Origin of the sequence: Photorhabdus stackebrandtii, assembly GCF_011189495.1 — a bacterium.
In the GTDB taxonomy this organism is placed as follows: Bacteria; Pseudomonadota; Gammaproteobacteria; order Enterobacterales; family Enterobacteriaceae; genus Photorhabdus; species Photorhabdus khanii.
Window position 1 is genome coordinate 21160 of sequence record NZ_PUJV01000009.1, and the last position, 26948, is coordinate 48107.

Annotated in this window: 24 protein-coding genes; 4 read left to right on the forward strand and 20 right to left on the reverse strand. The window is 37.7% G+C overall.

Going from position 1 to position 26948, the window contains the following annotated elements; genetic code table 11:
* Positions 1-255: 255 nt before the first annotated feature.
* Together C5470_RS09735 and C5470_RS09740 are read left to right on the forward strand one after the other, a co-directional pair.
* On the forward strand, positions 256-441 hold the full coding sequence (locus tag C5470_RS09735) for an XRE family transcriptional regulator (protein WP_166288281.1): 186 nt from the start codon (positions 256-258) through the stop codon (positions 439-441).
* Between the two features lie 142 nt (positions 442-583).
* Positions 584-868 (forward strand): SymE family type I addiction module toxin, encoded by a 285-nt coding sequence (locus C5470_RS09740; RefSeq protein WP_166288284.1) that lies wholly within the window; start codon positions 584-586, stop codon positions 866-868.
* Between the two features lie 136 nt (positions 869-1004).
* Here the strand turns inward: C5470_RS09740 and C5470_RS09745 are convergent, their stop codons facing one another.
* From C5470_RS09745 to C5470_RS09810, 14 genes are all read right to left on the reverse strand, one after another.
* Complete coding sequence (locus C5470_RS09745; protein ID WP_166288287.1) at positions 1005-1451, reverse strand: tail fiber assembly protein; 447 nt, start codon at positions 1449-1451, stop codon at positions 1005-1007.
* Positions 1452-2795 (reverse strand): phage tail protein, encoded by a 1344-nt coding sequence (locus C5470_RS09750; RefSeq protein WP_242687887.1) that lies wholly within the window; start codon positions 2793-2795, stop codon positions 1452-1454.
* Positions 2782-3387: a DUF2612 domain-containing protein gene (locus C5470_RS09755; RefSeq protein WP_166288290.1), complete on the reverse strand. Its 606-nt coding sequence runs from the start codon at positions 3385-3387 to the stop codon at positions 2782-2784. Before C5470_RS09755 ends, C5470_RS09750 begins: the two co-directional genes overlap by 14 nt.
* A complete protein-coding gene (locus tag C5470_RS09760; protein ID WP_166288293.1) occupies positions 3388-4629 on the reverse strand; it encodes a baseplate J/gp47 family protein in 1242 nt (413 codons plus the stop codon). It abuts the gene before it with no gap.
* Positions 4629-4985: a contractile injection system sheath initiator gene (locus C5470_RS09765; RefSeq protein WP_166288296.1), complete on the reverse strand. Its 357-nt coding sequence runs from the start codon at positions 4983-4985 to the stop codon at positions 4629-4631. Before C5470_RS09765 ends, C5470_RS09760 begins: the two co-directional genes overlap by 1 nt.
* Positions 4986-5083: 98 nt before the next feature.
* A complete protein-coding gene (locus tag C5470_RS09770; protein WP_011147570.1) occupies positions 5084-5257 on the reverse strand; it encodes a hypothetical protein in 174 nt (57 codons plus the stop codon).
* Positions 5258-5407: 150 nt separating this feature from the next.
* Positions 5408-5941, reverse strand: coding sequence for a hypothetical protein (locus C5470_RS09775; RefSeq protein WP_166288299.1), 534 nt, complete (start codon positions 5939-5941; stop codon positions 5408-5410).
* A gap of 661 nt (positions 5942-6602) precedes the next feature.
* Positions 6603-7295 (reverse strand): Gp138 family membrane-puncturing spike protein, encoded by a 693-nt coding sequence (locus C5470_RS09780; protein ID WP_242687889.1) that lies wholly within the window; start codon positions 7293-7295, stop codon positions 6603-6605.
* 34 nt (positions 7296-7329) lie between these two features.
* Positions 7330-8096 (reverse strand): IS5 family transposase gene (locus C5470_RS09785; protein WP_166288302.1). Its coding sequence is split into 2 segments (ribosomal slippage): positions 7330-7721 and positions 7721-8096, totalling 768 coding nucleotides; the frame shifts between segments, so codons are not numbered across the junction.
* Positions 8097-9161: 1065 nt separating this feature from the next.
* Positions 9162-9545: a hypothetical protein gene (locus C5470_RS09790; RefSeq protein WP_166288305.1), complete on the reverse strand. Its 384-nt coding sequence runs from the start codon at positions 9543-9545 to the stop codon at positions 9162-9164.
* 940 nt (positions 9546-10485) lie between these two features.
* Positions 10486-11070, reverse strand: a complete 585-nt coding sequence (locus tag C5470_RS09795; protein WP_166288308.1) for a putative adenosine monophosphate-protein transferase Fic — start codon at positions 11068-11070, stop codon at positions 10486-10488.
* A 10-nt stretch (positions 11071-11080) separates the two neighbouring features.
* Complete coding sequence (locus C5470_RS09800; protein WP_166288311.1) at positions 11081-11560, reverse strand: YhfG family protein; 480 nt, start codon at positions 11558-11560, stop codon at positions 11081-11083.
* A gap of 80 nt (positions 11561-11640) precedes the next feature.
* Positions 11641-12174: a GNAT family N-acetyltransferase gene (locus C5470_RS09805; RefSeq protein ID WP_166288561.1), complete on the reverse strand. Its 534-nt coding sequence runs from the start codon at positions 12172-12174 to the stop codon at positions 11641-11643.
* Positions 12175-12358: 184 nt separating this feature from the next.
* Positions 12359-12847, reverse strand: coding sequence for a bactofilin family protein (locus tag C5470_RS09810; protein WP_242687891.1), 489 nt, complete (start codon positions 12845-12847; stop codon positions 12359-12361).
* Positions 12848-14690: 1843 nt separating this feature from the next.
* Here C5470_RS09810 and C5470_RS09815 point away from each other — a divergent pair.
* Positions 14691-14876, forward strand: coding sequence for a FaeA/PapI family transcriptional regulator (locus C5470_RS09815; protein ID WP_242687906.1), 186 nt, complete (start codon positions 14691-14693; stop codon positions 14874-14876).
* A gap of 498 nt (positions 14877-15374) precedes the next feature.
* Here the strand turns inward: C5470_RS09815 and C5470_RS09820 are convergent, their stop codons facing one another.
* A complete protein-coding gene (locus tag C5470_RS09820; protein ID WP_166288320.1) occupies positions 15375-17303 on the reverse strand; it encodes an autotransporter outer membrane beta-barrel domain-containing protein in 1929 nt (642 codons plus the stop codon).
* Between the two features lie 443 nt (positions 17304-17746).
* Here C5470_RS09820 and C5470_RS09825 point away from each other — a divergent pair, with 443 nt between their 5' ends.
* The gene (locus C5470_RS09825) at positions 17747-18184 is read left to right on the forward strand and encodes a GNAT family N-acetyltransferase (RefSeq protein WP_036842964.1); all 438 of its coding nucleotides are present in this window, start codon (positions 17747-17749) and stop codon (positions 18182-18184) included.
* 12 nt (positions 18185-18196) lie between these two features.
* On the opposite strand, the gene C5470_RS09830 is transcribed toward C5470_RS09825, so the two are convergent.
* The 5 genes from C5470_RS09830 to C5470_RS09850 all read right to left on the reverse strand — a co-directional run bounded on the left by C5470_RS09830 (position 18197) and on the right by C5470_RS09850 (position 26583).
* Positions 18197-18997, reverse strand: coding sequence for an energy transducer TonB (locus C5470_RS09830; protein ID WP_166288323.1), 801 nt, complete (start codon positions 18995-18997; stop codon positions 18197-18199).
* 74 nt (positions 18998-19071) lie between these two features.
* Complete coding sequence (locus C5470_RS09835) at positions 19072-22071, reverse strand: TonB-dependent receptor domain-containing protein (protein WP_166288326.1); 3000 nt, start codon at positions 22069-22071, stop codon at positions 19072-19074.
* A 52-nt stretch (positions 22072-22123) separates the two neighbouring features.
* Complete coding sequence (locus C5470_RS09840) at positions 22124-23611, reverse strand: surface lipoprotein assembly modifier (RefSeq protein WP_036842956.1); 1488 nt, start codon at positions 23609-23611, stop codon at positions 22124-22126.
* A 94-nt stretch (positions 23612-23705) separates the two neighbouring features.
* Positions 23706-24452 carry a Slam-dependent surface lipoprotein gene (locus C5470_RS09845; protein ID WP_036842953.1) on the reverse strand — a complete coding sequence of 249 codons (747 nt, stop codon included), beginning with the start codon at positions 24450-24452 and terminating at the stop codon, positions 23706-23708.
* A 772-nt stretch (positions 24453-25224) separates the two neighbouring features.
* Positions 25225-26583, reverse strand: a complete 1359-nt coding sequence (locus C5470_RS09850) for an MATE family efflux transporter (protein WP_166288329.1) — start codon at positions 26581-26583, stop codon at positions 25225-25227.
* Positions 26584-26948 lie beyond the last annotated feature (365 nt).

Genomic DNA, 26948 nt, shown 5'->3' on the forward strand with positions numbered 1-26948 from the left:
CTCATCAGATCTCTGCCTCATAGGGCATTATTTATAAATCCAGCACCTGATACCACCAGCTTTTGATGCACACATGTAACTCAACTTCATATAACAATCGCCTTAGTGATCGGTATTTCTGGTGTGACATATCCTAATGTTCATGGAGTCTTGTTTGTCTCACTTAAGCGGTCATTTTATTTACCAATGTCACCCTACCGGCGAAATAGCTATACTATGATGTACCGATAAACAGTTTATATTTGTGGAGTAATTTTGAAACGTATACCGCCAGAATTGTTTAAGTCTGAAATAAAACGAAAAGGCTGGACGCGCCGCGAACTGGCTATACGGTGGGGCAAATCAGAAACATGGATCAGCAAAATAGTGAATAATATAGAACGGGATCAACACTGGAATGATGCCCTCAATGGACTACCTGAAAACGAAAAGTCTAGGTAAACTATAGGTCACATTTTTATTGCAGAAAGGTGACCTATAGTTCATAATTCAACATTGAGAGACTATTTTCACTGACGCAGAGCTACCGGGCGGGCACCCGATAACCCTGCTTACCACAACTAACTATATGAGGTAGTTAATTATGGCTAAATGCGATAATAAAACAATTCGCCGAATTTCCCAAGCTGAACGTTTTGGCAAGGTAGCTAAAAACAGCATTTCTTTACAAGGAAAATGGTTACAGGAGGCCGGATTTACCTTCGGAATGCCACTAAAGATCCGGGTGATGCCGGACTGCATTGTTATTACCGCCCAAAACACCCAAGAACTCTGGCAATGCCTGGAAGGACTGAGTATTGAGCCATTTAACCCCAATGCTGCTATTGATTGGATTAAGTATTATCCTGGTGGGTTGATGATTACCTAATAGACTAAAACATAAATGGACTACACCTTTAAATGTTGGATGGTTATCCAACATTTTGAGGACGATTCAGTCAGAGTAGTGCAAAAAAGCCATATTTGATTAGACTTATCTAAACGTTCAATTGGCCCTGATTCCATTATTCTAAGGGTTTTTCGGGCCAGTTAATATCTGACGCTGAATTAACATCAATGCGGTTCAATAATACTCTATATTTTTTTAACTCTGCTAACAGCGATTTTTCCTCATCACTCGACATCCCCAAATCTACAGCATCTTGTAACGGAGCGATCTGTTTACTTACAGTGAACATAAGTTGCTGTTTCTTATGTTCTGCTTGTTGTTGCTGTTCCCGTCTAAGCTTTATTTTATCACTTTCTGATATTATCCACTTTTCACTATCCCATTTGTGATAAACAGATGGCGCTTGTTTTTTAAGAATTGGATAACCGTCTTTATCACTGACGATAGCAAAACCGCGTGATTGACCGTCAAGTAATTCATTGTGTTTTTCTACTGTTATTTCAACACACTCTTCATGAACTTCATTATAAAAAGCACATTCTTTTATGGAAAAATAGACCATTTATACCCCCCCAAATAATATATGTACAACTCTGCTTGGATTCTCATCATTGCTGGGAGTACCTGCTTGATATTCAAATGTCGATAGTGCTACATTACGTACTAATGTGTGACCAGTTGATGTATTGATACTCGACATGCTTGCAATATAGCCAAAAAGCTTATTTTTAAAAGAAATTGGATAATTTACTTTTATCCATGATTGTTGACCTGATGGAACTTTAACCCATTGAATAATTATCCCCGTATCCCCACATTGCCACCAACCATTTTCAGATTTTATGGCTGCATTTTGTAATGCAAGAGTACCACTTCTCTCAGGTGTTAATATATTGTAACGTCGCTGATTCCTGGGATCGTTAGAATAGATATGCAACAATTTCCCTTCAGTACCGTTAATTCCCAATACATACCCATCTTTCGATTTGAAACGCAATTTAGGAAAAGGAGTTTTACTGTCAATCAGTAAACTGCCAACAGTTGCGGTTTTATTGCTAGAAATACGCAAGAAAGTATTATCGCTCTCAGATTTAGCATAACTTCCCACATCTTCAGCATTCAAACTAATATCCCCAGCCAACGGCTTCCCGTTAATTTTCCGACTACTCGGCACGGCACTTTTCGCCAATTCTACCGTTTCCGATAAACCGATATTTTTTACAAATTCAGTTTTATTGAAGATGTCAGCGCCATTTTGATTTTTAGCGAGTTTACTATTTGCATTATCATTTACATTGGAAGCAAGTTTCTGAGTTGCTGCAAGTATATTACTGTTGCCTGTCTTGTCAGTAAGCTGAATAATTCCTTTTTGGGCTAATGTGGCATCGGGAATAAAATCTTGAGTTGCAAGCTCTCCCAGTCCTAAATTATTACGCGCTGTCGCTTTGTTATTAATATCAGATAAGTTATTGGCTTTCTGTAGAAATAACCCGTTAGGATCTGCTAACAGATTTTTCCAACCGGAAGCTAATGTACTATCCGGATCTGTATTGTTATCTTCTACCCCATTCCACCAAATTTTACTTCCATCATCACTGGCAACAATAGCCCCTTTAGGATAACCATCAATGGCAGCACTAAAATCAGCATCATACGAATACAGGCCACCAAACATTGAGTAACGTATTGCGGTAGTAATATCATTCAATATCCCGTTCATATCCTTGCCAGATGGAGGAATTCCACCAGCAGATATTGCTGTCATCGTTAACAGAGGAAAACCGCTCTGATACGTAGCTATACCTTTCGCCAAACTATTTTCAGTAGACTTTGTTGCAATTTCGTTATAGTTTCCATCTTTTGCGAACGGAACAGTAATAAGAGTAGGTTTTTCAGTTAATTTCATTTTTCGGTATTCTTTCAACAATAGAGACGCTGACACCGGCTGGATATGGTAGTATTCCTGATGTTTGAACAATTGCTAATTCTGCTGTTGATAGCTGAAATTCAAATACATAACTCATCGTCATATTTCCATCATCAGTGATATATGCACGTCCGCTATCGCTAAACATATAAACAAGCATTCTGTTGATGTTTGGTATAGTGCAATCAGATATATTTGACATGGCTTTCATCATAATCAGCTTTCGATACATCTGATCTGATAGTTCAATAGTTTTTGTTTTTGATTCCCCGGCGTAAAATGGCGCTTGGCCAAATGGGTCTGGATCTGTTGTTGTCGAAATACTCAGAAAAGCTTCACCAAATCCCAGATATTTTGCATTTTCATTAACAGTCAACCATCTGCTAACATTCACTATTTTTCCCCACACATCCAGCCCATACGTGTTTGCTGTGTCAATATTCCAAATCAGGTCGTAAAATGTATTAATAAATTCAGCAGAGGAAACAGCGGCATTGAAACTTCGAATAAGTGAGTTGAGTTTTGGGCTAGCGGCATACTGAGCAAGAATAGTTGCTTCCACATTTTCCATTTATGAACCTACTAATTTTACGGATATATTATCAGTGTCAAGCGTTGGGATTTCATCAATACCAAAACTAATTGATGTTGAATAAGCAGTACCGTCACGGCTAAGTGTAATGCTGTAAATATCAACACTCGATGTATCTATGTTATAAACACCTGAATAATATCTACCAGCAAATAATGTAGATGCTATTCTTGCTCGCATTCCACCGTCTTCTCCGTTAAATGCTTGCGCTATAGCTGACTTAACCTGTGTTTCAATATCAGCAGGAAGGTAATCACTATTAGCAAGTGAGACGTCAACATAAACACGAATGGGCGCTGGTATCACATATTTAATTTCATATTTGGGGTAAGGCTGAACATAGTTTTCATCATCCACAATTATGTGAGTTGTATTCCCGTTCGTAGGAATACCTGGAGGCTTTTTCTTCCAGATTGCTCTAGCGACATCCTCAGTCTTTCCTCCATACACAGCAATATAAAGAGAGTTCGGCGCTATTCTGTATTTTGATATCCCAACTGTTTTTACTACCGAAGTATCATTTGAAATAACGTATGAATCTGCTGCCCCATTTACTTCTAATATTGCTGCATAAATGGCATGTAATGAATTTGTCGCATTTTTAGCAACAGATTGTTTACGACGATACTCAAAATTAGCGCGGGTTTCCTCATCTGTGCCAGGTACGCCAGCACTCGCATTACTGATACCAGACCAGCCGGGCACCGAGCTATAAATCGTGTTCAAGTCATCAATTTGGCATACTAACGGCCCTGATGTTGAGTTTTGGAAAACAACATCAACAGAGCCGCTGTCCGGGATCTTAACCTCTGTTATTGAATGATAAAGATACCCTTTTTTATCTTGGGCAATACTACCAATTGGAATAACTGTATTAACTAACCCAGTGCATGTTGCTGTTACCGTTGTTCCCGATGCTGGAATTCGATCTAAAAAATAAATTCGTCCGATAGCATCTTGAAAACGTCCTGTTGCATAATCCGGATTAATTTGATTGACGATAGCAAGTAACTGATCGTTCTTGTCAGCAATGATAGCCGCATCACTCATGGCTATTTGACCTTGCGGTGTTGTTAAGCTCGTACTCATTGCACCACCCATTGCTGTAGCCAAATCATTTAGCCGCCCATTTAAAATATCAACCTCGTCGGGCACAGTTAGACCCGTCTTTGTAAAGGTTACACCTGGAACACTTGTTGTCAGCACTACAGAATTAGTCATCAAAAATTTACCACCGTTGATTGATTGTTCGAGTCCGTTATTGTCATCATGCCCGCAGTAGTTCTCTCCTTCCCATTTATGACTTTACAAGTGGCAGACTGAACATAAGGTAACTTCATTGCTTCTTGTTGCATTTTGCTATTGATTAGCTGAGTTCCCGGCCAATGACCAAGAATGCGCTGATAATAAGGAATACCTAATGTTGTGTCGTACCAACACTCTTCCAGATATGTACTACAGGCACAAGCGACATCCTGAGCCACAGCATAAGGGTTATCAGTAATAGCGATATTTCCAGAATCATCTAACGTTAAATCCCATGATTTGATATCAAGAAGAAATGAGCGAGTTTGCATTTTCGATCCTTATAGAAATAAAAAAACCGCAACTAAGCGGTGTAGATATGAAAAAACCCGCACTGTAGGCGGGTTTATTGATTACTACTCAAAAAATTTTAGGCGGCTTGGCGATGATTCTTACGCTTTCCTTGAAGCTCAACTTTTGGCTTATGCTCAAACATTTTTGGGGCAGCTTTTATCAACAAGTCAATAGCTCCACCCACAGCAGTATACACCTGCTGCGTATCAAATTTTTTGATATCTTTAATGGCTGCTTTCTGCTTTGACATAATGACTCCTAAGAGATTTTCTCTCCAATAGCTCCGAGCCCATAAGGGGTATTCACATTAACAAAGTTTTCTCTTGCACAAAAAACAAACTAATACTTGTTGGTTTCCGTATGCTATCACTATAAGCTCTAGTGTCTAGTCTTTTTTTCATCAATCTTTGATTGTCCTGAATATTGTTTCAAACGTATCAATATCAGCCTCCATAATGTAACCACACTTAATCATGTTAAATCCATAGGAAACGTAATAGGAGATTACTTCTTCAACAGGCTCAATGATCCGGATATATTTACCCTGTGTAGATTTACAAAACATGTAAGCAGCCATCAGGGTAAGTTGAAACATTTTCCCATTTAAAGGGTGTTCTGCGTCATCACGATAGAAGTTCTCTATCATATGAATCTCAAAACTTTCCTCATCAATGGAATACGTACATAAAGCTAGCCCAGAAGGAGGCCCTTGCACATTCCCACATTCTACCAGCTTTAAGCAAAATTCAAATTTATCTTCTCTGTTTCCTATCCTAGACAAACATTCATCCCAATTTAGTTCGCCGTATCCGCGAGAAAGGATTCTATAATCATCATCAGAGATATCCCCTACAGCAAAGTTAAGCTTAAGCTCATCAACAATAATCTGCATGCTATTTCTTACCACATACCCGATCTGCTCAAGATTAAACATTCTTTATATCTCTCATTTTTAATTGGTTGATGTATCTTACAGCTTTTTGTGATTATTTCATATGCTATTTAACTCTTCTTGTCATTAAAATGTGCACTATTTAACAATGACAAGTGAGTTAACAATTAACCCTAAGCCAAGAATAGCTATATCCACCAGTATGACTAAGGTTTATAATTTACTGTTCTCTATTAATCTATGGTATGTGATTAAGTCTGGACTCTCTGAGTTAGTACCAAGAAGCAATTTACCTTATTTTATTCTCTAAACTTCAGCTAGAATAAATAATGTTGGCTTCAATGTGATTAATTTTATAGTACAGAACAACTGCTTCTATCTCTTTATCAGTCAAAAGAAGCTCTTTTCCGAGTCGCACATACCATAACCGTTTCCAATTTCACAGTTCAGCATAATATTGTGACCTGTTAAAGCAATGACCGAGAAAAATAAGAATCTACCTAGGTATCACAAAGATTTCTTCATTTCTACATATTTATCATCCTTATTTACAGCTTTAACTATCTTACTCCACTTCTCATTCTCTTCTTTTTTTCTTGTATCACGCGCGGTTCACGTCTCAGTTTGGTAAAATTTATAATAATAAATCCAGATAAAAACAATGCTGTGTAAACTGCGATTAATAATTTTTTTTTCACCACCTTCACTCCGGCTTGCTGGTTTTTGAACCTCCAGATTCTACACCGCCATGAACGTGCGATGAAAGTTTAACCCTATTTCCTGTAATTTCACCCTTCGCTGTTACGGTTCCACCGAATGTTGCATTTCCACCGTTACCACCACCACCTTGAATAACCGCACCATTTAATATAATAGATGGTGAGTTCATTGTGATTGAATTTGATGAAGTAATTTCCGTTGTCGGTGCGACTACGTTAATTTTATTCGGTGAAACAATATTTATCTGATTATCTGAAAATTCAATATATTGTTGTGGCTCTGAGTTTAAAATGCCCCCCAGATAAATTGCGTCTGAATAATTGTGTGTTCTTTTTGAACCTGGCAATGCCGGTGCTTTTGTTGCTCTGACGCTACTGATATCACGATCACAGATAGCAATTAAACCAATGTCACCAACCACTGGATTCATAATGACAGCACTGTTACCACGCTGGAGGCGAAATATTGGAACATTATAAATGACTCCGTTTTCAATTTTCTCTCCATCCCCCGTCATATTATGCACCATCGGCTTTACATCTACGGTTTTCCTATTCGATTTAATGATAAGACCCAAAGTGATAAAAACATGCTGACTAAGAAATTGCCTCATAACAAAATCAAGGGTATTCACCTCATTATTTAGGTCTGTTGGGATTGTTGTCGAATTCAACATTATTTTTATCTTCTGTTTTTACTAGATAGTATCGTCATAAGATACTTAACCAAAGAGCAAGACAGCGGATCTGAACAGCGGCAAGAAATGAGGCACTATTTTTAGCATAACGGGTTGCTATCCCACGCCAGCGTTTAAGAGGGAGAAACGCATTTTCAACTAAATGCCTGAGTCGATAAAGAGCCCGATCATATTCTCGTTTGACCTTGCGATTTTTACGGCTGGGAATTTGCGCTGCCATGCCCTGGTGTTCTGCTTGTTCAATCACTGTATTGCTGTCATAGCCCCGATCCGCTAATAAGTGTTCCGCATCTATTCCTTCAATCAAGACCTCAGCTTGTGAGCCATCCGCTGTGGTACCGCTTGTAATAAGCGCTCTGACCGGCATACCATGCGCATCCACGGCCAAATGTATCTGGGTATTGAGCCCCCTTTTGTCCGCCCCATATCCTGATTGCCACCTTCTACGCCTGTGGCATGGGGATGAACCTTAATGTGACTGGCATCAATCATCAACCATTCGAAATCCGGTTCAGAGATGAGCTGCTCAAGCAATCCTTCCCATATTCCTTTGTCACGCCACCGACAAAAACGGCGATGCGTATTTTTCCAGTCACCATAATCGGGCGGTAAATCTCGCCAGGGTGCACCTGTCCGTAAAATCCAGAACACGGCATTAATAAATAACCGATTATCATAAGCGATGCGTCCCCAGGCGCCTTTACGTCCTGGCAGGTGAGGCTCAAGTAAACACCAAACATGATCAGAAATATCGTGACGGCGGTGTGCTGGTGTGCTCATGGTTAAGTAATCCATTCATATAATATGGGGTTATTATGACATGAATTTATTTATGACGACACTATCTAGTACTACAGCCGTAGTGCTCATTCTAATGAGGCATCTGCTCCATATAAGAAAGTGAAATTATGCAAATCTTCAGTTTATTTCTTATTAAGTAACACATTGATTTTATAAATTTTACGGCTGTAGTACTAGAGTACCATTAAATGATGTATGCCACTGACCACCATCAAGCCAGGAAGTAAGATAGTGTTCTGCCCCTGTTATCAAGTAAGTACCACTAGTACTACAGCCGTAGATACTAGAAAGTTGCATTTTCCTTGATGCTCACAACGCTGAGAAACCGCATGAATTAAGCTTTTCTATGAGTGTCTTTTCGTAAGTACGGCTATAGTACTAGTCAGTATCACTGTCAGTGTCAGCGTTACAGGTAGATACAGGATGATAAATGCGTCCTCCTCCTCGGCAGCCCTTACAATGTGATTGGTATTCAATCCCCCGATTGCCCCCCATGTTTCTCGTTCCGAAATCATCAACCTCATAAAAAACATGATACCCTCTATTTTTTGAACAATTAGGACATGATTTATAGCCATTTACCCATTTAGCTCTTTTCAGTGAGTCACCGCACCCAGAACAATTACACATAAATATTCTCCTTAGTTAATTGGAGAATGATCAATAACACTTATATTTTTAATCCACTTTGATAGCAATCTCATTTTTTATATAAATAAAGTCATGACACTCATTTTCCCAACAATTCCAACCAATGATATTTGCATATAAAAATAATTCCATACAAGAAATACCACCTAACAAATGTCAGAAACTTTTGTTGATATAGAGATTCTATTTACCGTTTTTATATTTACCTTACTATTTCTACGTCACTGATAAATTTCAATATTTAACTAACAGGATTAAACGTTAATAATTAAACCGGTGTTGATTCCGGCTTATTCACGACTTATTCCATTGTTTTTATTAACCAATCGCAATTCAATATATTCCTATTAGATTACCGTCATAACCCAATCGCCTTAAAAGAATCATTCGGTTTTACCTAAATACAACAATATGATTGAATTCTGAATTCGGTAGAGTGCAGTCTTTAATCATATCATTGAAGTTAATAATATTAACCCGTTTTTGTGTTTCAAATGCGGTTAATGCAAGAGAAAACAAAGCTTTTCCTGCGTCTTTATCTATAGTGACTAAATCATCAGATACAAAATGTGTCGTCTTACTTGGATAAGTTTCTGGAGTCACTTGAATACCCCAACTTCCTGTTACACCTGTTACATAGATTTGGGCAATGTAACCTTGAGCACATGAGTTAGACCGTAATGCAGCAATCTCACCTTTCTCAGGAAGCTTCTTTGCTATAACTGACGTGGCGATCAATCCAGCCATTAAGGCAATATAGGGTAAGCTTTTTTTCATTTTTATCTCCTATCTTAAGTTCATTAGAGTGATATATTTTTTATGAATGTAATGATGTAAATGAAAAATTTTTATTACTATTTTAGTAGTTATAAGTGAAGATCAATATATCATTATACAATCAAAACCATATAAAACATGACGTTATTAAATATAATATTACAGTAGCCAATCTGCACTTATTCCTTACTCTTAATTATTAACAACCATTCCTATAAATGAATAAAAATGTCAGATTGATTTCTTATGTGAATTATCCTTTCACTCACCCAAATAATTTGAATTAATAGAGATATCTCTGGCTCAAAAATATATATTTGATTTAATTAAAAAATAAATTTAAAGTTTGGTAACTTCAACAGATTTTCAACAAGACAGCAAAAATAATAGCGTAAAATTAACTCAACACTAATTATTGAACGATAATTAGTAACTCAGATAAATTATATAACTCCAATCAACACCTGATGAGGTACAAACCATGAAAAAGTTATCAGCCTGTCTTTTAGTATTGAGTATTACTGCTTTCACACCTAACTTTGCGTCTGCAAATATATGTTTTCAAGCCGAACATTCTCTGGGTAAATGTGCTAAATCATGTGCGCCGGTAATTCTTCTTAGTCCTTTTTTGGCAACAATTTGTCTTTAATTTAATTAATAATAAGATATTTAATAAACAAAGTGACAAGGATAATTTTTTTCTTGTCACTTTACTGTAACACGACAAGATACATGTCAATCTGATCAGAAACAACAGAAAATTTTATCAAAGAATGCCAGAAAAAATACAGAGGGATTTATAATCTGTGAGATCTAGTTAGTTTCACTAGCTTCTCACTCTAAATAACATTAACTTAAGTGAGCAAAATAATAGCTGAAACCTTAAATAAAAGAATATCGGAAAATTATTAACTATTATATTATCTCCATCCTATATAATTCAAGAGACACAATTTCCGAAAATTTTCATTAATGACTGATAATTACATTGATAAGCAGAAATATTAGCCTCAATCCATTGTTTAGCATCCACAGACTCAAAGGAGATATTATATCCACAGTTTATAACAATATACTCAAATAATAAACGCTGCGTTCTTCCATTACCTTCTCTAAAAGGATGAATCGCATTTAATTCTGCATAATATTCAGCAAGCTTTTTAATGAGTTTATGATGATTTAATCCTATGAGAAAATTTTCACGGCCTAACATATTAAATATTTTACTTCCTTCTGTTTCAATACGTTTGGCATGACAAAAGCGAGTATTACCTTTTGATATATCAATTGTTCTCAATTGACCAGCCCAATCATACAAATCAGAAAATATCTGTTTATGGAGGTGGCACCAAAAAGCTAAATTATAAGGTGGTTCCTGGAATGAAATATTCAGTATAGCAAGCTCAGTAAGTTCTCTTTCTGCCTGTTCAAGAACAACTGAATCACGAATACCCAATTTATTAATAAGAGTGTCTGTATCTGGATATGTGTAGGGATCTTGCCCTGCGCCATATTTATCCACCATAACCACCTCACTATACACTGTATTTTCTAATTAACTGATCTCTCAGATTTTCTTGCTCTTTTTGGGTTTCAGGCAAACTGTTCATAACAACAGTTATTCCTTCAAGGCGCATACTGTCTCTATAGTTCTTTAGTTTTACACGGTCAAAATAATGTTTCTTTTCATGATAAGTTGTCATTATTGTTCTTTTATTCCTTTGGTTTCTGATGTCTTTCTCATGCTGGTGGGAATATTTAAACTTGACCAGATCCACTTCGCTCAATTTACAGTTAATCGCCTGACCACTTTCAAATATTCCCCAAGAAATAACTTCAAAATAGCTGGCCTTGCCGTTTCTAATACAGTTAATCTTTACCTCTAAGTCTTGTTGTAGTATTTGCAAAACCTGTTGTACCTTACGCTCAGATATCCCTGTTGCTTCCACAATTGAACGCGTGTTGGGATGATTTAATTTAGTCAGAGCCGCCATAACAGCTAATTCATATTTCATTTGAATTCCCAAAGTACCTATATGCAACAGTAGTATAAAACATCAAGGTCACTAAAACCAGAAAAGAGAATATAGAGTTATTACTGGCGAACTCTGTAAAGCACATGCTCATGAAGCGGGTGCCCATTCGGTAATAAAGGGTGCAAGAAAGTCTTTTCATCTTTTACCATTCCAAGCTTCTCCATAACTTTTTGAGATCGAAAATTGGAAACAGTAGTAAATGCAACAACTTCCTCAAGTTTTAATTCAGTGAAAGCAAAATCCAATGCCTTACATGCAGCTTCACTGGCATAACCTTTACCCCAAAATGGTTTATCAAGACGCCATGCAATTTCAGTACAAGGCGAGAATGGCAATTCTGCTACAGGAATATTCAAACCGACAAAACCAATAAAATCCCCCGTCTCTTTCAGCTCCACAGCCCATAATCCCCAGCCATCCTGCTGTTCGGATTTCTGGATAATTCTATCCACCATTGTATTGCTTTGTTCAACCGTCAACGTGGCAGGAAAGTATTCCATAACTTCCATGTTACTATTCAAATGAAAGAACGGCCCCCTATCTTCCTCTTTCCAGGCGCGCATTATTAATCTCTCTGTTTCCAGTGTCACCATCATATTTTCCTTAATATTAACTATATCAAAAGCACATACTTCAACCAAGAGAATTAAAATAATTAAACAAATAAATTGCTATAGTGAATAAAACTAAAGAAGAGTAAAACAACGTAATTTAAAAGTCAAAAAAGTGGCCCGTGCCGGAAACCACCAGAATCACACATCACACGGGCCTGGTTTATCAGGCACTTGTTTTTACCGTGGCCTTATCTTTGGATTTGTCATTATTGGTATCTTTTATTGGTACAACACGTTCAGATGTTAATTTTGCTTTATTTTCAACCTGTTCTGATTGCCCAAAGAATAAACCACCACGCTTGATAGACATACTGCCACAGCGACTGATACCTCGCAGTTCACCATGTTCAAGAATATCCAGTGTTGCTGCACAACAAGTCCCTTCAACATCACCGTCAATTATGATTTCTGGAGCATTAAGTTCACCTTCAACCCGCCCGGCATGCATAATGCGAATTGCCCCCTCTTTCACCCGGATATTCCCAATCACTTTACCCCAGATCTGTATATCACCTTCTACATCAATATCGCCCTTAAAGACTGAGCTTTTAGCAACAATGGTGCAACGGCGGGCTTCTGTGGCATTCTTTTTATCATCACCAACCTGAGACATTGGTTCTACAGCCATTGCCTCTGTTTTTTTTCCAAACATAGTTTTTGATCTCGATCTCATGTTAATAAAGCAAAATATTAAAGCCAGAAAAGATAGAATCGCTGTCACTGTACAGCTAAACAGATTACCCGCCAGATAGAGCCCCAGAGCAGTGCTCCACATGACCCATATACAGCTTAGAAAAATATTGTTCGAAAAACGATGTTTTGCCATGTTCTTTCACATTCTTATTGTTTTTCATACTTTTTCGTTAGAAAAGACAAATCAATATCTTAACAGAGCAACTAGCAATCAATACTGAAGGTAAGCCGATATTTGTAACGTTATTAAACGGTTAAATCTATTATTCATTCTTGCTGCCTAGCCCATTGGATAACAATCAGATAAGAAAAAATTAATATTAAAATATAAACCTTAGTTTTACATTTAATAACATTATTTAACAATAAAGTCACGTTATTAATGTTTAATTTTATTTACAAATAATCTGATAATGAAAAACCAAGAATCTATCTTAAAAAGGAAAATACGATATTTTCATTGGCCTTATATTAATCTGAAAGTTTTATAAGACTGATATGACAATGACTAAAAATAGAGCATGAAGAATCTATAGGAAGGATAACTTAAGCACCAGATTATTCTTAAAAATTACTAATTTTCTCTATCTCATGATCAGAGTCCCTGATCAAAAGATAACGACTAAAAAATAAAACTTACCATTATCTGAACATAGGAAGTTTCTCCCGCTATTATGACTTTGGCGGCTTATCTGGCCTATTGATAATCCGGGGTAGAACCAGCAACACTTTTAAAGTTACCCGAGATAATAATCGCTGAACTATCGGTTCCAAACTGCAATTTTCCAAGCAAATTTCGGTATTTTTTGGGATTTGGCTCCTCTCACCTTTCAACGCTAATTTGGAAGTTTTCCTAAGATTTACAGTGTGATCTAAATTGTTCGAATTGATGGAATACGATACATCAATCATGATGCCGCTGACAATAGTAATGACAAATATTAATGTGGTTGCCATCATAATCTTATTCAGTTTCATTTCTAATCCTCAATATATTGATAAAAATAAAACACAAAAGCATCTAATAACACGCAACAAAATCACAGAATACAAATCAACTTTAATTTCAGAGTAACTCTCTAAGTGAATGATTTTGTGATTATTAGTATTTTTTGCTTTTTATGAATGGAATCCATTAACTAAAATAGTTGAGATGCCAAAATACATTGACATAGATATGATTGTTAGAAAAACGCGAACAATTCACGACATATAAAAATCCATTAAGCACAGAAAAGTAAAAACGATGTCATTGATGGCTAACCACTGGATTTATCATGATTAGAAACAAGTTAATGAAAACACAGTTCATCCATAAACATTTATACATAAGCAATATTCTTATTGACGTTAAAATTATTACAGAATAATTCAACAAATAAAAACAAAAAATACAAATTCAAATAATTTCACAACAAAACACTTACATAACATTTCAACACTATAACTTGCGACCTATAATATCGCAAGTTATACATATATAAGAATAAAATTCTTTATTGTGTTTATTGATCAAATCAAAAGATCTAAGATTTTAATTTTTCGATATAATTAATCTACATCGTACAAAAACCAACCTTGACAAAACAGGATATACCCGGCAATTCTTTATGAACGGACATTTAGATAGTTCGTATATGTTGAAATTAACCGTTGGATTACGCCAAGTAACTCAAGGTATCTAACAGGGTTCGATAAAACCTGGAGTTAATATGGAAAACCGGAAAGATTCGACTCAGCCTTCCCAGACGGATCAAGTACTTCATGTCATATCCAAATTATGCACCGTTCGGGAAATGCAAATGGCTCCACCACCAGAATCATGGCCCAGCACACGTGATGTAGCAGAGCAATGTGATTTCACTATCTACAAAGCTCGTTATCTACTATTGAAACTAGCTGACAAAGGATTAGTAATGGTAACTTCGTCTCCCGTTAAGAATTCTCTTCGATGGTATATATCAGAAGATAAAATTAAATCCATCTAACGACTTATCTTTCAAAAAAATCTGAAAAAATAGGTACCTACTCTGTGCAGTAGGGCCTATCATTATTCTAAATTTACAAAAACAATATACAACCCTATATATTTCTTTCAAATAGAAACTTTGTATACACCATATTCCAACTGATTCCGACACAAACGATAGTAAACATATTTTCATCTGGATAATCTATCTGATTATTTTTGCTATATTTATATTATTCAATTTATTATTTATTCATTACAAGAGTCTCGACAAATAATTTAAGCACAGAGACATAAAAACCAATTAACATTATTTAATCTCAAAGGGATCCAGGATGAAAAATTACATAGTTAGGAGAAATATGAATATATCATTGGCATAGATAAAAATAGACCAGATATTTACAAGTGCGCCAAAATGTAAGGTTTTAATATTAATTTATTGATAATGAAAAGTGTTCAGGAAATGCCCGATTACTAATCGGGCATTATCATTAATTTTTCGACCAACGCACAATTAAAAGCTGGCGTTGACACCCAAACTGAAAGAGTAGGTATGATTCTGAACATCACCGTCATTGCGTGATACTGACGCAAAAGCGCCCCAATCCTTTGTAATAACAGCATTCATACCAATCGTGTATTCACGCCAATGGGTATCCTGCTTTTGGCTTTCGCTAACGAAAGAGGTCTGGGTTGAGTTGATAGCACTACGGATCTGATAACGCTTATCACCAAACTGGTGGTTGAACCGAACTTCGGCATAAGGGTTAAAATAGCCAAAATTCGTGTCAAGACGCCAGCCTAGCGTGCCAACCTGAGAGTCATAGCGCTGTTCACCAAAATGCATGGCAGTGCTGTTATTACCCGATTCACGATACCCTTTGACATAACTCTTATCCCAAGCGTATTGAATGATCGGGCTGGTTGTGACGGCAGATGCCAGCGGAATATCCCAACCAGCGGTAATACGTCCGCCCCATTGATGGCCGGAAGTCGAGGCATTTTCTTTGCGTAACCACTCATTGAGCACGATACCACGAGTAATGTCCTCATATTTCATATCCAAATAGTGAAGATCACCGCTAATCCAACCTTTATCGTAGTAACGCCACAAGCCGTAAGCGGTGAGCACATTGCCGCGGCCATCATAGCGGAAATTATCGGCTGGAGAAGGATTATCCTGATAACGCGAAATCATGCCACCCAACAGAATATTATCCGTGAGCTGATAGTCACTACCCAATGTCAGCGTGTGGTTGTGATTACCACTATAACCACCGAATACACCTAGTTTACCCTGCTCGTTACCCACATTACGCAATTGCTGTAAACGGCCGTCGAGGGAAGCAAGTGCCCCTTTCACAGGCACATTGTTGGCGTTCGTCAGTAGCATAACCCGATACGGAGCATTGAGGACTGAAACAGTGTATTCACCAACCATATGCTGTGCGGCTGGCGTTGGATGAAAATCATCAGCGAATAAAAAGGGCTTGCTGGCATCAAAACCGACATCTTTAGAACTACAGGAATCCGCCTTAACACCCTGGGCGCAAGCGTAACCGATGGTGTTGAGAAAACCATAGCGTAGAGGATTAGCGATAACTTCATGCAAGAGGACATTAACATCAACGCGAACAATATTGCCATTTTCTTGGCTAAGAGCCATATCTTCTAATTGATTATAGTTATCAACCAATTTTGAAGCGTTACTACTTAATTCTTTATAACCATCAATCAATTGCTTAGTGGTCTCCTCAGCTTTTTGGGCGTCACCTCCTGAAACATTGGCTCCAATCTGTTTGAAAACACCATGGATAACTTGAAGACGGGTGTCTTTATCAATTGTGGGATACCCGTTGACTGCTACATGAATTTTAGCCAGATCTTCAGGAGTAGCTCCCACCTTAGAGAGAACAAACTCCATAATCTTCGGAGTCATACCCACATCAGGAACCGTAGGCACTATCACCAACCCAGCTCCTGCATTGAGAAGAGCATGTACCTGTGATGAAGCCGCCACCGCACTCTTAGTAATAATTTCTTCCGCTTTAGCTGGATTTCGTAATGCAGCGTCAACATCATTGCCACCAATCCAATGAACATACATACCATTAGGGTCAGCATGTCCACCGTGACTTGCCAGATAACGAGTTACCTGATCCTGTGTGTTGTCTTTATTATTTAAACTGGCAACAGCAGTCGCGCCACCGGCAGCATAATTGTTGCCTCCGTTCTTAGAGTTGGTCAGCTCAATCCCTAATTGTTTAGCGATAAAATCGTTATACAATTTACTTGTCTCACCGTCCGTCGTGAATCGACCATTATTTCCGCCATCGCTTAAGCTATCGCCAAAAACATATAGGTTGTCATAAGCATGTGCGTTCGAAATTGCACTTATCGCAAGTGCTAATATACCTGGTGCAAATATAAATGATCTTTTCATTAACTATCCTCAAGAAATAATTTTATATTTATCATTGAACTATCCGTTCAATTGAAATGATCAATCCAAACAGAACCTGCGTTGATGAAATATGACGCTATTCTTGCCCTGATTAACCAATACCTCATTATAGTTAGTAAGCGAAGATATACTGCATTGTTTTTTACATTTTTAATTTAGTGTCGCCAGGCAGTTCAACTAACCAATTCGTTTAAAATTCAATTAACTATAAAAAATAATATTAGACCAAATAGACTCAACTCTCTCCTCCGACTCATGAAATAGATCACAAAATAGCAACAATTTTAACAATCAAAGATTCTGGTTAGGATAACGACTGAGTTTGATGAGCATCTGAAGCGATCCATCACAAAAAATGTGATAGAGTCAATTCATCATCAATTTAAGAGACTGGTTAAAATAAGAAATTAAACAGAATAAATATGAGAATCCAACGAGCAATAAAAGCAGATTTCAATAATCTGATCGAAATTTGGGAAGCCTCTATACGGGCAACCCATGATTTTTTATCTGACGAAAATATTAATGAATTGCGCCCACTGATTCTGCATACCTATCTGCCAATGCTTACTGTTTATAAAGCAACAGATGACAAAAACGAAATTGAGGGTTTTATGGGTGTTGCTCAGCATCGGATTGAGATGCTGTTTATCTCCCCTGATTCCCGTGGTAAAGGTATCGGCAAAACACTCCTGAATTTTGGTATTACCGAATTAGGTATTAATGAACTGGATGTGAATGAACAAAATATTCAAGCAGTTGATTTCTATCTGCATCAGGGATTTAACGTTTTCAACCGTTCAGAAGTTGACGGCCAGGGTAATCCTTTTCCGTTATTACACATGAGAAAACAAGCATGAGGAGTCACCTCCTCAATGCAAATTAAACTCTATCGCTAAGGTATGATCCCTCGGCAAACCAGCCGGTTTTACCCCCACGGACCGGGCTTGTTGGATAGCCGCAAGTGCAGCCCGATCCAATTCATCAGCGCCAGAACTCCGTACTAATTGAGGATTTGTCAGCTCACCACTGTCCAGTAAACTAAAGCTTACCTGTACAATACCCTGTTGTTTCATCTTTTTCGCCCGACGTGGATAGCGTTTGTGTTTTTCAATTTCACGACGTAAAGCAGACTGATAACCTTGTAAATCATCGGAACCCAAACCCGTCATCGGTTGACTGGTCATCGCCTGACGTGCGCCGGCCTGTGAATCCACAACATCTCTCCCTGCCACCTGGGAACTGTCCGCTGCTTGCTCCGTTTCCGGTTTACGCCCACGCTCTGCCAGTTTTGGCCGGGGATCTTCTACTGACTCTTTCTGTGGTTTGTTCCTCGGTTTGGCATCGGCATGTTCTTCCGGCGGTTTCCGCGGCTCTCGTTTCCGTGGCCTGTCCGCTGGCTTATTGAGCGCTATTTTCGCCTCAAGCGGTGATTCCGCTACCACCACTTCGGGGGGTAACGGAGGCGGGAGAGGTTCCTGCTTCGTAGGCTGCTCCTGCCCAGCAGGTGCCGCTGAAGCAACCATTTCTATTGAGATACTGATTATTGGCGAATTCACTGATTGATTATTTGCGCTGTCATCACGTAATAAATGAGATGCCATAATCACAATGACACTTGCATGTAGCAGCAAAGAAGCAAACAAGCCAATATAAAGACGATTTTTCATCATAATTCAAGCCACCTTTCCGCTCGTTATCTGCGGAGATTAACCTTCTTACAGGCAGGTTAATCTCCCGTCAAGAGTCAGAACTGACTGGTGACACTCAGCTTAAACGTCCGTCCGGGCGCCGGCATCATGGAGCGGGTTAACGGGTCCAGATAATAGCGATCGGTTAAGTTAGTGCCGGATAATTCAACAACAACATTTGGCGTAACCTTATAATTAATATAAGCATCTACGGTCATTACCGGATTCCAGCGCATCGGGTTATTATTTATCCCTTTATAAGTGCCCGGCATTTTTTTCATCAACCATTTTTCATCCTTATTCTCCACACTGCTGTGATACAACACCCGGCTCCCTATTTCTAAATCTTCATCTAATAACCGGCCACCAATATTCAGATTAAGAGAATAACGGGGAGGAATAGTCGTTCTTAAAAAACCACCGGGAAAACCGCCATCAATACATTCTGGAACACCAAATCGATTAGTCGGATCTAGTATACCTGCGGAGGTTTTATCACAAACTTTATTTTTAAGATTGTAAGACAAGCCAAACTGGGTAAAGAATCCCCCGTTGTCATAACGCCCTTGTACTTCTAAACCCGATAATTTCTGTTTATCTAATTGAGTAAATTTAAAGTTACTATCACGGTCAAAAACATTCTCTATGACCGTATTGTAATAAGCGAATTTAATATCCGCATTATGCTCCGCCCCCAACAACTGACTTAAATCATGAACATAACCCACTTCAACTGTTTTGCTACGTTCAGGTTTAAAAGAGCGGGCCGGTTTATCAGTCAAACCAGAGGAAAAGCCGACGGTATCTTCAAAAATACTCGGCATACGTACCGCTTCGGCATAACGTGCATAGACACGTGCATTATCACTCACATAAGCTGTTGCGGAAAATACCGGTGCCCAAGCATAATCTTTACGTTTAGGTTGTTTAGCCCAACGCTCCTGTTCACTTTTTTCTTTATAAACTAAACCTCCATCACTATTACTCAATATTTCTCCTGAACTATCACTATAACGGCTATTATCTTGGGTATCACTGTATTCATATTTATATACTTCTTTGTTAGTGACAGGATCAATAACACGCTCATTCATATCAAGCTCGCCATTGAAATAGGGGTTATCTTGTTTATATAACTTACCATCGTCACGATATTGCCAAAGCACATCTACCGGTACCATAGGGCGAAGAATTGAATCTCGCTCTTCTGATTCCGAGAAATTCTTTTCAAAATATTTATCAAATTCATCATCAGTCAAACACCATGAGCAATCATTAAATTTTTTAAATAATTCAGCTTCACGTTCAGTAAGTGTTCTCTTATATTGCAGCCCCCGACCAACCAGTTTTTTGTCCTTACTATAACGATGATCACGCGCCGCTAAACGCTCATTTAAAAAATCATCCTTAGACCAATAGCTCACCCGTTTAGCCCCAGCGCTTAATGCCAGCCATGAAGTAGGGCGCCAGTCGAAATTAAAGGCAATATTATTTTCCTGACGACGCCCTTTTCTTGGTAATGCACGAAAATTGGAGAAACTCTTTGCTTCATAATCATCATGCGAGCCCAAACGTTCCCGTTGCAGATTAGCCGACAATGTTAAATCCAAATTCGCAGTCAGCGCGAAAGCATTAGAAAGATCAACACCCCAGCGGTTATTATGCGCATTAGTGGAAGCAGTCTCTACCAAGCTACCATCTTTATTCGGATCTCTTTCCTTACCATTCACATCCCAGACCTCATCCCTTTCCCGCGGCTCACGAGGATACCCCCCAGCTGTATTAGTATTACTAATAGTACGGGTAACCCAGAACTTCATATCAAAATCAACCCACTTGTTCCCATCAGGCTTCCATTTATAGTCCACATTAAATGCCTGCTGATGTACATTAGCCAAAGGCCATTGCGATACAATATTCTCCTCAGCTCGAACCCAACTAATGCGCGAAGGCATAATTTCACCGTAAGTCGTCTTGGTATCGCGGATACCAAACTCGATAGTCTGTTGATTAGCCAGATGCCAAGTATTTTTAAGTAACCAAGATTCCATTTCACTGGAAGTATTCGGCACTTCATTGCCGGGGCGATATATACGTGCAGCGAAAGGTAAATAAGGATCATACGGCCGGGTACCACCATCAAGTATAACTTTATCCTTATCACTGATCGGAGCGTCATAGCGATGGGCTCCCCCCTTACCAGCAAAATAATTTCCCTTACTACGATAGCTATAGGCTGCCATGAGATCAAAGTATTCCTGCCGAGTACCTATCGCCAGACGTATTGCATTATCTTTCAGACCAAATAATTTATTATCTTTTGAATTTTTTGGGGTAATTTCTAACGCAGGATCAACATAGTTAAATCCCTTAGTAAAACCAGGAATATCACGATAATCTTGCCCCCATTGCAGACTCGGTACACGTTCCTTCACCGCATTGCTGCTGGTCTCCAATTTCAGATTAATTCCGAAACTCTCATCTGCCGGTACCACATCATCTATGCCCAAGGTTTTAATCATTACGGCCCCACCGATGGAACCTTTTACCCCCCGAGTTAGTGACGGACCTTTTTCTATTTCAATGCTGCTGATCAGATTAGGATCAATATAATTACGGTTATTAGCACCGTTATAACCACGCCAGGTCGTAATGGCCTGTTCAGTACCATCAATGGTAACAGGAACCCGCCCCTGTCCCTGAATGCCGCGGATATTAGGATCTAATGCGCCACTATTTCTGGAATCACCACTGAATACGCCAACTGCACTTTTTAAAACATCCGCAGGTGAAGCACCCTTATAGCGTTCTACCAAATCCTTACCCAGGTAAATATTGGTAATATCTTTATCATACACCGCGTCATAGCCTGCCTGATCTTTTTCACTGGTTGCTGAAACGTTAATTTTGCCTAAGTCGGCCTTATCTCCAGCAGGCTGTTTCACTGATTGAACAGGGGGTATTGGTGTATCTGCATCAACACGGTAAGGTATCAGGTTGTAAGTTAATACCACCACCAATGTTATTTTACTGTATTTATTATTTAATTTATGCATAGTGATTATCTGCCATAGTACGGATTTAAATAACCTATTACTTCAATCAATATCAAAAATATTTTTCAAACTTAATTAACACTTCGTTTTTGCTATATGAGTATAGCCAATCGACATTACTATTGTTTTTTCTATACCGATAAGTGATGACCGGCGTTAAGCCAAAAACATCAAATTTAGGCATACTGAGAATTGCCGAATAGAGTTGTTCATTGTCTTTACGGCGTGCACTTAATGGCATACTGTAATCTCCAAACTGCCTCTGTCGTAATGCGGTAAATACCACCGCATTAATTCCCGGATACAACTGGGTAGAAATACCCGCTCGTATGCCTTTCTGTTGATAATCATCCGCTTTCTCAACACTGGTTTTATTAACCCAATCACCACCAGTAAAGGTAATTGTCTGATCAGTTAAATAATAAGATAAGGTGGCATAAACAGAAGTCATATTACCGTCATTATGATTATAAAGTTTATGATAACGAAACTGTTTATATTCACCTTCAAGATTCAATGCCAGATTTTTTGATAGAATATTCATCCATTCAGTTTTCACTCCTGTGGTGCGATAACGGGAATGGTTACCAACATGATTAAACTCAATAATTGGACCTATCAGAAAATCATTTTTCTGTGCCTTATAATTATATCCCAAATAAGCGGAAGTGGTATTTTCATTTTCCTCACTATGATGACGATAACTTTCACCATAAGTCATTGAACGCAAGGATATACCGTGGTGACCACTTAGCTGGTATATCTTACGTAACGTAGCATCATAACTGATACCATTTGCCTTCTTTGCCAAAGGCAACTCACGTTCAGCTATACAACTGCCATTTTCAGCATATTTCTGGCAAACAGGAGGCTTATTTGGTGACATATTAGTATTGTCGTTAAAAATATATCCTACGGCAAAAGACCCACGCCAGGCATTACGCAATTCAATCGCATCCTGATAGCTGGTTATATTCTTAATGACTGCTGGTGGTAATTTATTTTCGTTATCGTGATTCGCCGCAGAAATCTCATTAAACAGTAAACCTGCCTCTTTATTTTTCTGGTTCTCATAATAGACCCTGGCTAACTCCAATTTAGCCCGGGTAAAATCAGGTTGCTGGTGCAAAATAGCCTGATAATGCTGTTCTGCCGCCACTAAATTACCCTGCGAACGTGCAAGATTCGCCTGAGCAAAATGTACCAATTGCATATCATGCCCAGGTAACTTCTGATACATCAATAAAAAGCGCTCTACGTCCTTAACTTGTTGATGATTAATAGATAAATACAGCGCCTGACCAACCTCATTCACATTATTCTCAACACTGAAAGTCTGACCATTAAGGACTATCGATAAATGATCAGTATTCTCATTCACAGTTTCATCAGTGATGATCTCTTTTTCTTGTTCCTGCAAATTTCGCTGTACGTTATTCCACAATCTTCTGCCGGTATCTTCATCTGCCAGAGCCAAAGAAGGGTAAAAAAACAAACAGTTGAGCAGTATGGTAAAACGGATAATGGGGGCATTTAACATCGGAATATCACTGCTTAATAGTCGGACCAATAAATAAACAAAATAAGACAAAGCCCATATGAACTTTGCCTTATTCAGTTAACACAAATTCATATTATGGATTTTTAGTCCCACCAAAGGCGGTATCTTTACTGTGATCCGAATTAAATTTAGCCACACCAGCTAAACTCGACGCATTATCACCAAAGAAGTGGCCGTTGTTTGTACCGACAACATTTCCTGCTGTCGCCGTCCCAACAAACGAGCCATCTGCTCTAATTCTAGAATCAATACCAACAGTCAATGCACTATTTGCTATTGAACCAGAAAGCCTTTTCTGGCCGAAATCAGCAGTGAATGTCCCTTGCAGAGCATTGCTGCCACTATATTGGTTAATTCCTTTAACCGTATAGGTTGCTATGCCACCAGTAGGTAAATTAGTCGTTATGTCTTTACCGGAATAATAGGCAGTATGAGTCTTATCGTTTATCTGACCGGTTTGTGACCATTCACCAAAGTAGACATCAGCATTAGCGACTTTACTAAAGTTAAAGACCCCCATACCACCATGGCTACCTGATCCAGGCATAGAAATTTTATGAATACCATTGGCATCCGCTGCGGCATAACGGGTAAGGCCCGAGAAGCTGACAATTTTACCTCCGGCTATAGACTGCACCCCAATCCCCGGTTCTCCCCCAGAGCTTGCATGACCAGTCCCCCCCTTTTCAGTCACATTTACCCTAATGCTGGGTTTATTCTGATCAAAATTTTGAGTTTGCCCAAAACCAGGGGTAGCTATTGCTTGTGTTACTAATCCACATGTACCTAATACTGCAATTAACACTTTAACTTTGTTCATAGCATATTCCTTATGTTAACTAATTAAATGTTAGAGATTGCTTATTACATAGTTTTAGTACTGTCCGAAGACTGACGCGCATATTAACGTACTTTTAATAAAAAATGAAATGATAATCATTATCATGAAATGATTATGTGAACTTGTATAAAATGACAATAAATACACCTAACTATTTAATTATTAAATCAATATTTACCATAACCATAGTAAAATTATGGAAATAATCTTGGGTGGATAAAGCTAACAATAAGTGTAAAAAAATCAATACACATGAATATATTGCCAAGTTATTATTTAATAATGTAATTAATTTATATGTTACTATTTTCATGGTAACTAATAAGATGATAATTATTGATTCTAAATTAATCAAAAAATATTTGACAATTTAAAACTAAAATCAATAAAGATGAGCCTATAATTTATCTTATTTAAGCAGGGATAAATTATTATAAAGAATTTATATATAATTATTCAGAAAACTTTCACTAATATATTATTTACTAAAAACACTAAAATAGACATATTACCAAAACGAATTAAAATACAATTACAACATTATCTCCCTCTTAAATGGATTTAATAACCACACATTTAAAAAGTAAACTTTCATTCACAATGAAAATTTTTTATGAAGTAAATTTTCAAATAAAAATATTGATACTACTTTTATCTTATATGAAAGAATTGAATAAGTTATTTACATAAGTTCATCAATTCCCTACCTTTTGGCAGGGAATTGATGTGGATGTGATACTTTGTCACTAAATTAAGAAGTTAATTGAGAAACGACCATTCTCACCCTAATCTTCAATATGATAGACAATAAAACAGAGTTCACAAAAAGACCTAAAACCAAACCATACCAAAACCCTACAATTCCCATGCTATCGGTTACCCAGTCTGTCAAAGCCAAAATAAACCCTAGTGGTAAACCAACTAACCAATAACCAAATAAAGGCGCGTAAAATACCGATCGGGTATCATGAAAACCACGCAAAATACCCGCTAAAGTTCCCTGAAAGGAGTCGAAGAACTGGAAGAAACAGAATAAAAAAGCCAGGCTAAGTGCGATTATTATCACTGAGTCATCGTTAGTATAGAGTGAAATCAATGGCCCCGCGAAGAAATATATTAGAAAACCAAAAATTACGGAGATAGATAATACCAAAGAAATCGAAACTCTTATAACACCCATTAATGATGCTCTATCTCTCTGCCCAATATAGGAGCCCACTCTTACCGTCGTCGCAGTCGCAAATCCTGTAATGACGGTATAAATGATAGTGACGATATTAAGCATAATATTATGTGCGGCAACAGTCTGAGTGCCTAAAGGCGCAACGGATACAGCAACCACATCGAGAAAAACCATTTCAACAAAAAAAGCCAATCCACTAGGAATGCTAATATAAAAAGTCCTCAGTAAATCTTGATATTTTGGGAATTTTAAACGAAATCGATATCGCCGATACTCATTTTTCAACAAAAAATAAACAACTAAACATACAGCACTGAGATTATTAATAATTGCCGTTGTAATACCCGCACCAACGCCGCCCATTTCCGGTAAACCAAATTTCCCGTAAATAAGCATGTAATTTAACGGTATATTCAGTAATAAGGCACCAGAAGATAGGTACATAGCAACTTTCGTGTCTTCTAAGCCTTGCAGAAATGAACGAAAAACATTAAATATCATCACCCCGGGAACACTAAATGCCATAGCAATAACATAGCCCCGTGTAATATCTAAGATATTATCATCTAAGCCTATAAATGAAAAAAGTTTGCTAATTAACATTAACAATAAAATTATTGGTATCGAAAGTATCATCGATAGAAACAAATAATTCCTAAGGCTCTCTTTGACCCCTTCTTCATTACCTTGCGCTTTGTGCTTTGCGACATCTGCCGCAAGCATGATAATAGTCCCGTATCCCAACACAAATATAGGGAACCAAATACTACTTCCTAACGTTACTGCCGCTAAATCAGCAGTAGCATAGTGACCAGACATCACTATATCAACAACCCCCATTGCGGTACGTGCTATCTGCGCAATAATGATGGGAAAAGAAAGTAAGAACAATTGTCTTAATTCCTGCCAGTTTGAAAATTTAGCCATAAAAATACCGTTAATTTATTGATTAGCTCCAATGTTGATCATACTAACAATAAATTATCACTAAAATCATGCGGAAAAATTTTTAAAAATTTAAAATTATGGGTATATCCTCTATTTTTGTTCAGGAAATAGAAGGAAATAAATCAGGCAACCTAACGAAAACGAACTACTTCACAAGAAATTCTGTGATCTTTCTAGAAGATTAGATATTTATTTAAGTCTTTTGTTCTCATTTTCCATTTTAATAGTTAATGTTACTCGACTTAAATAGCTTCTGCTTTTTGTGATAATGTCCACATAATTAAAAAATAGCGACACCCGATATATCACTGAATTAGTAACATTTTTAAATTATTTATTTGATT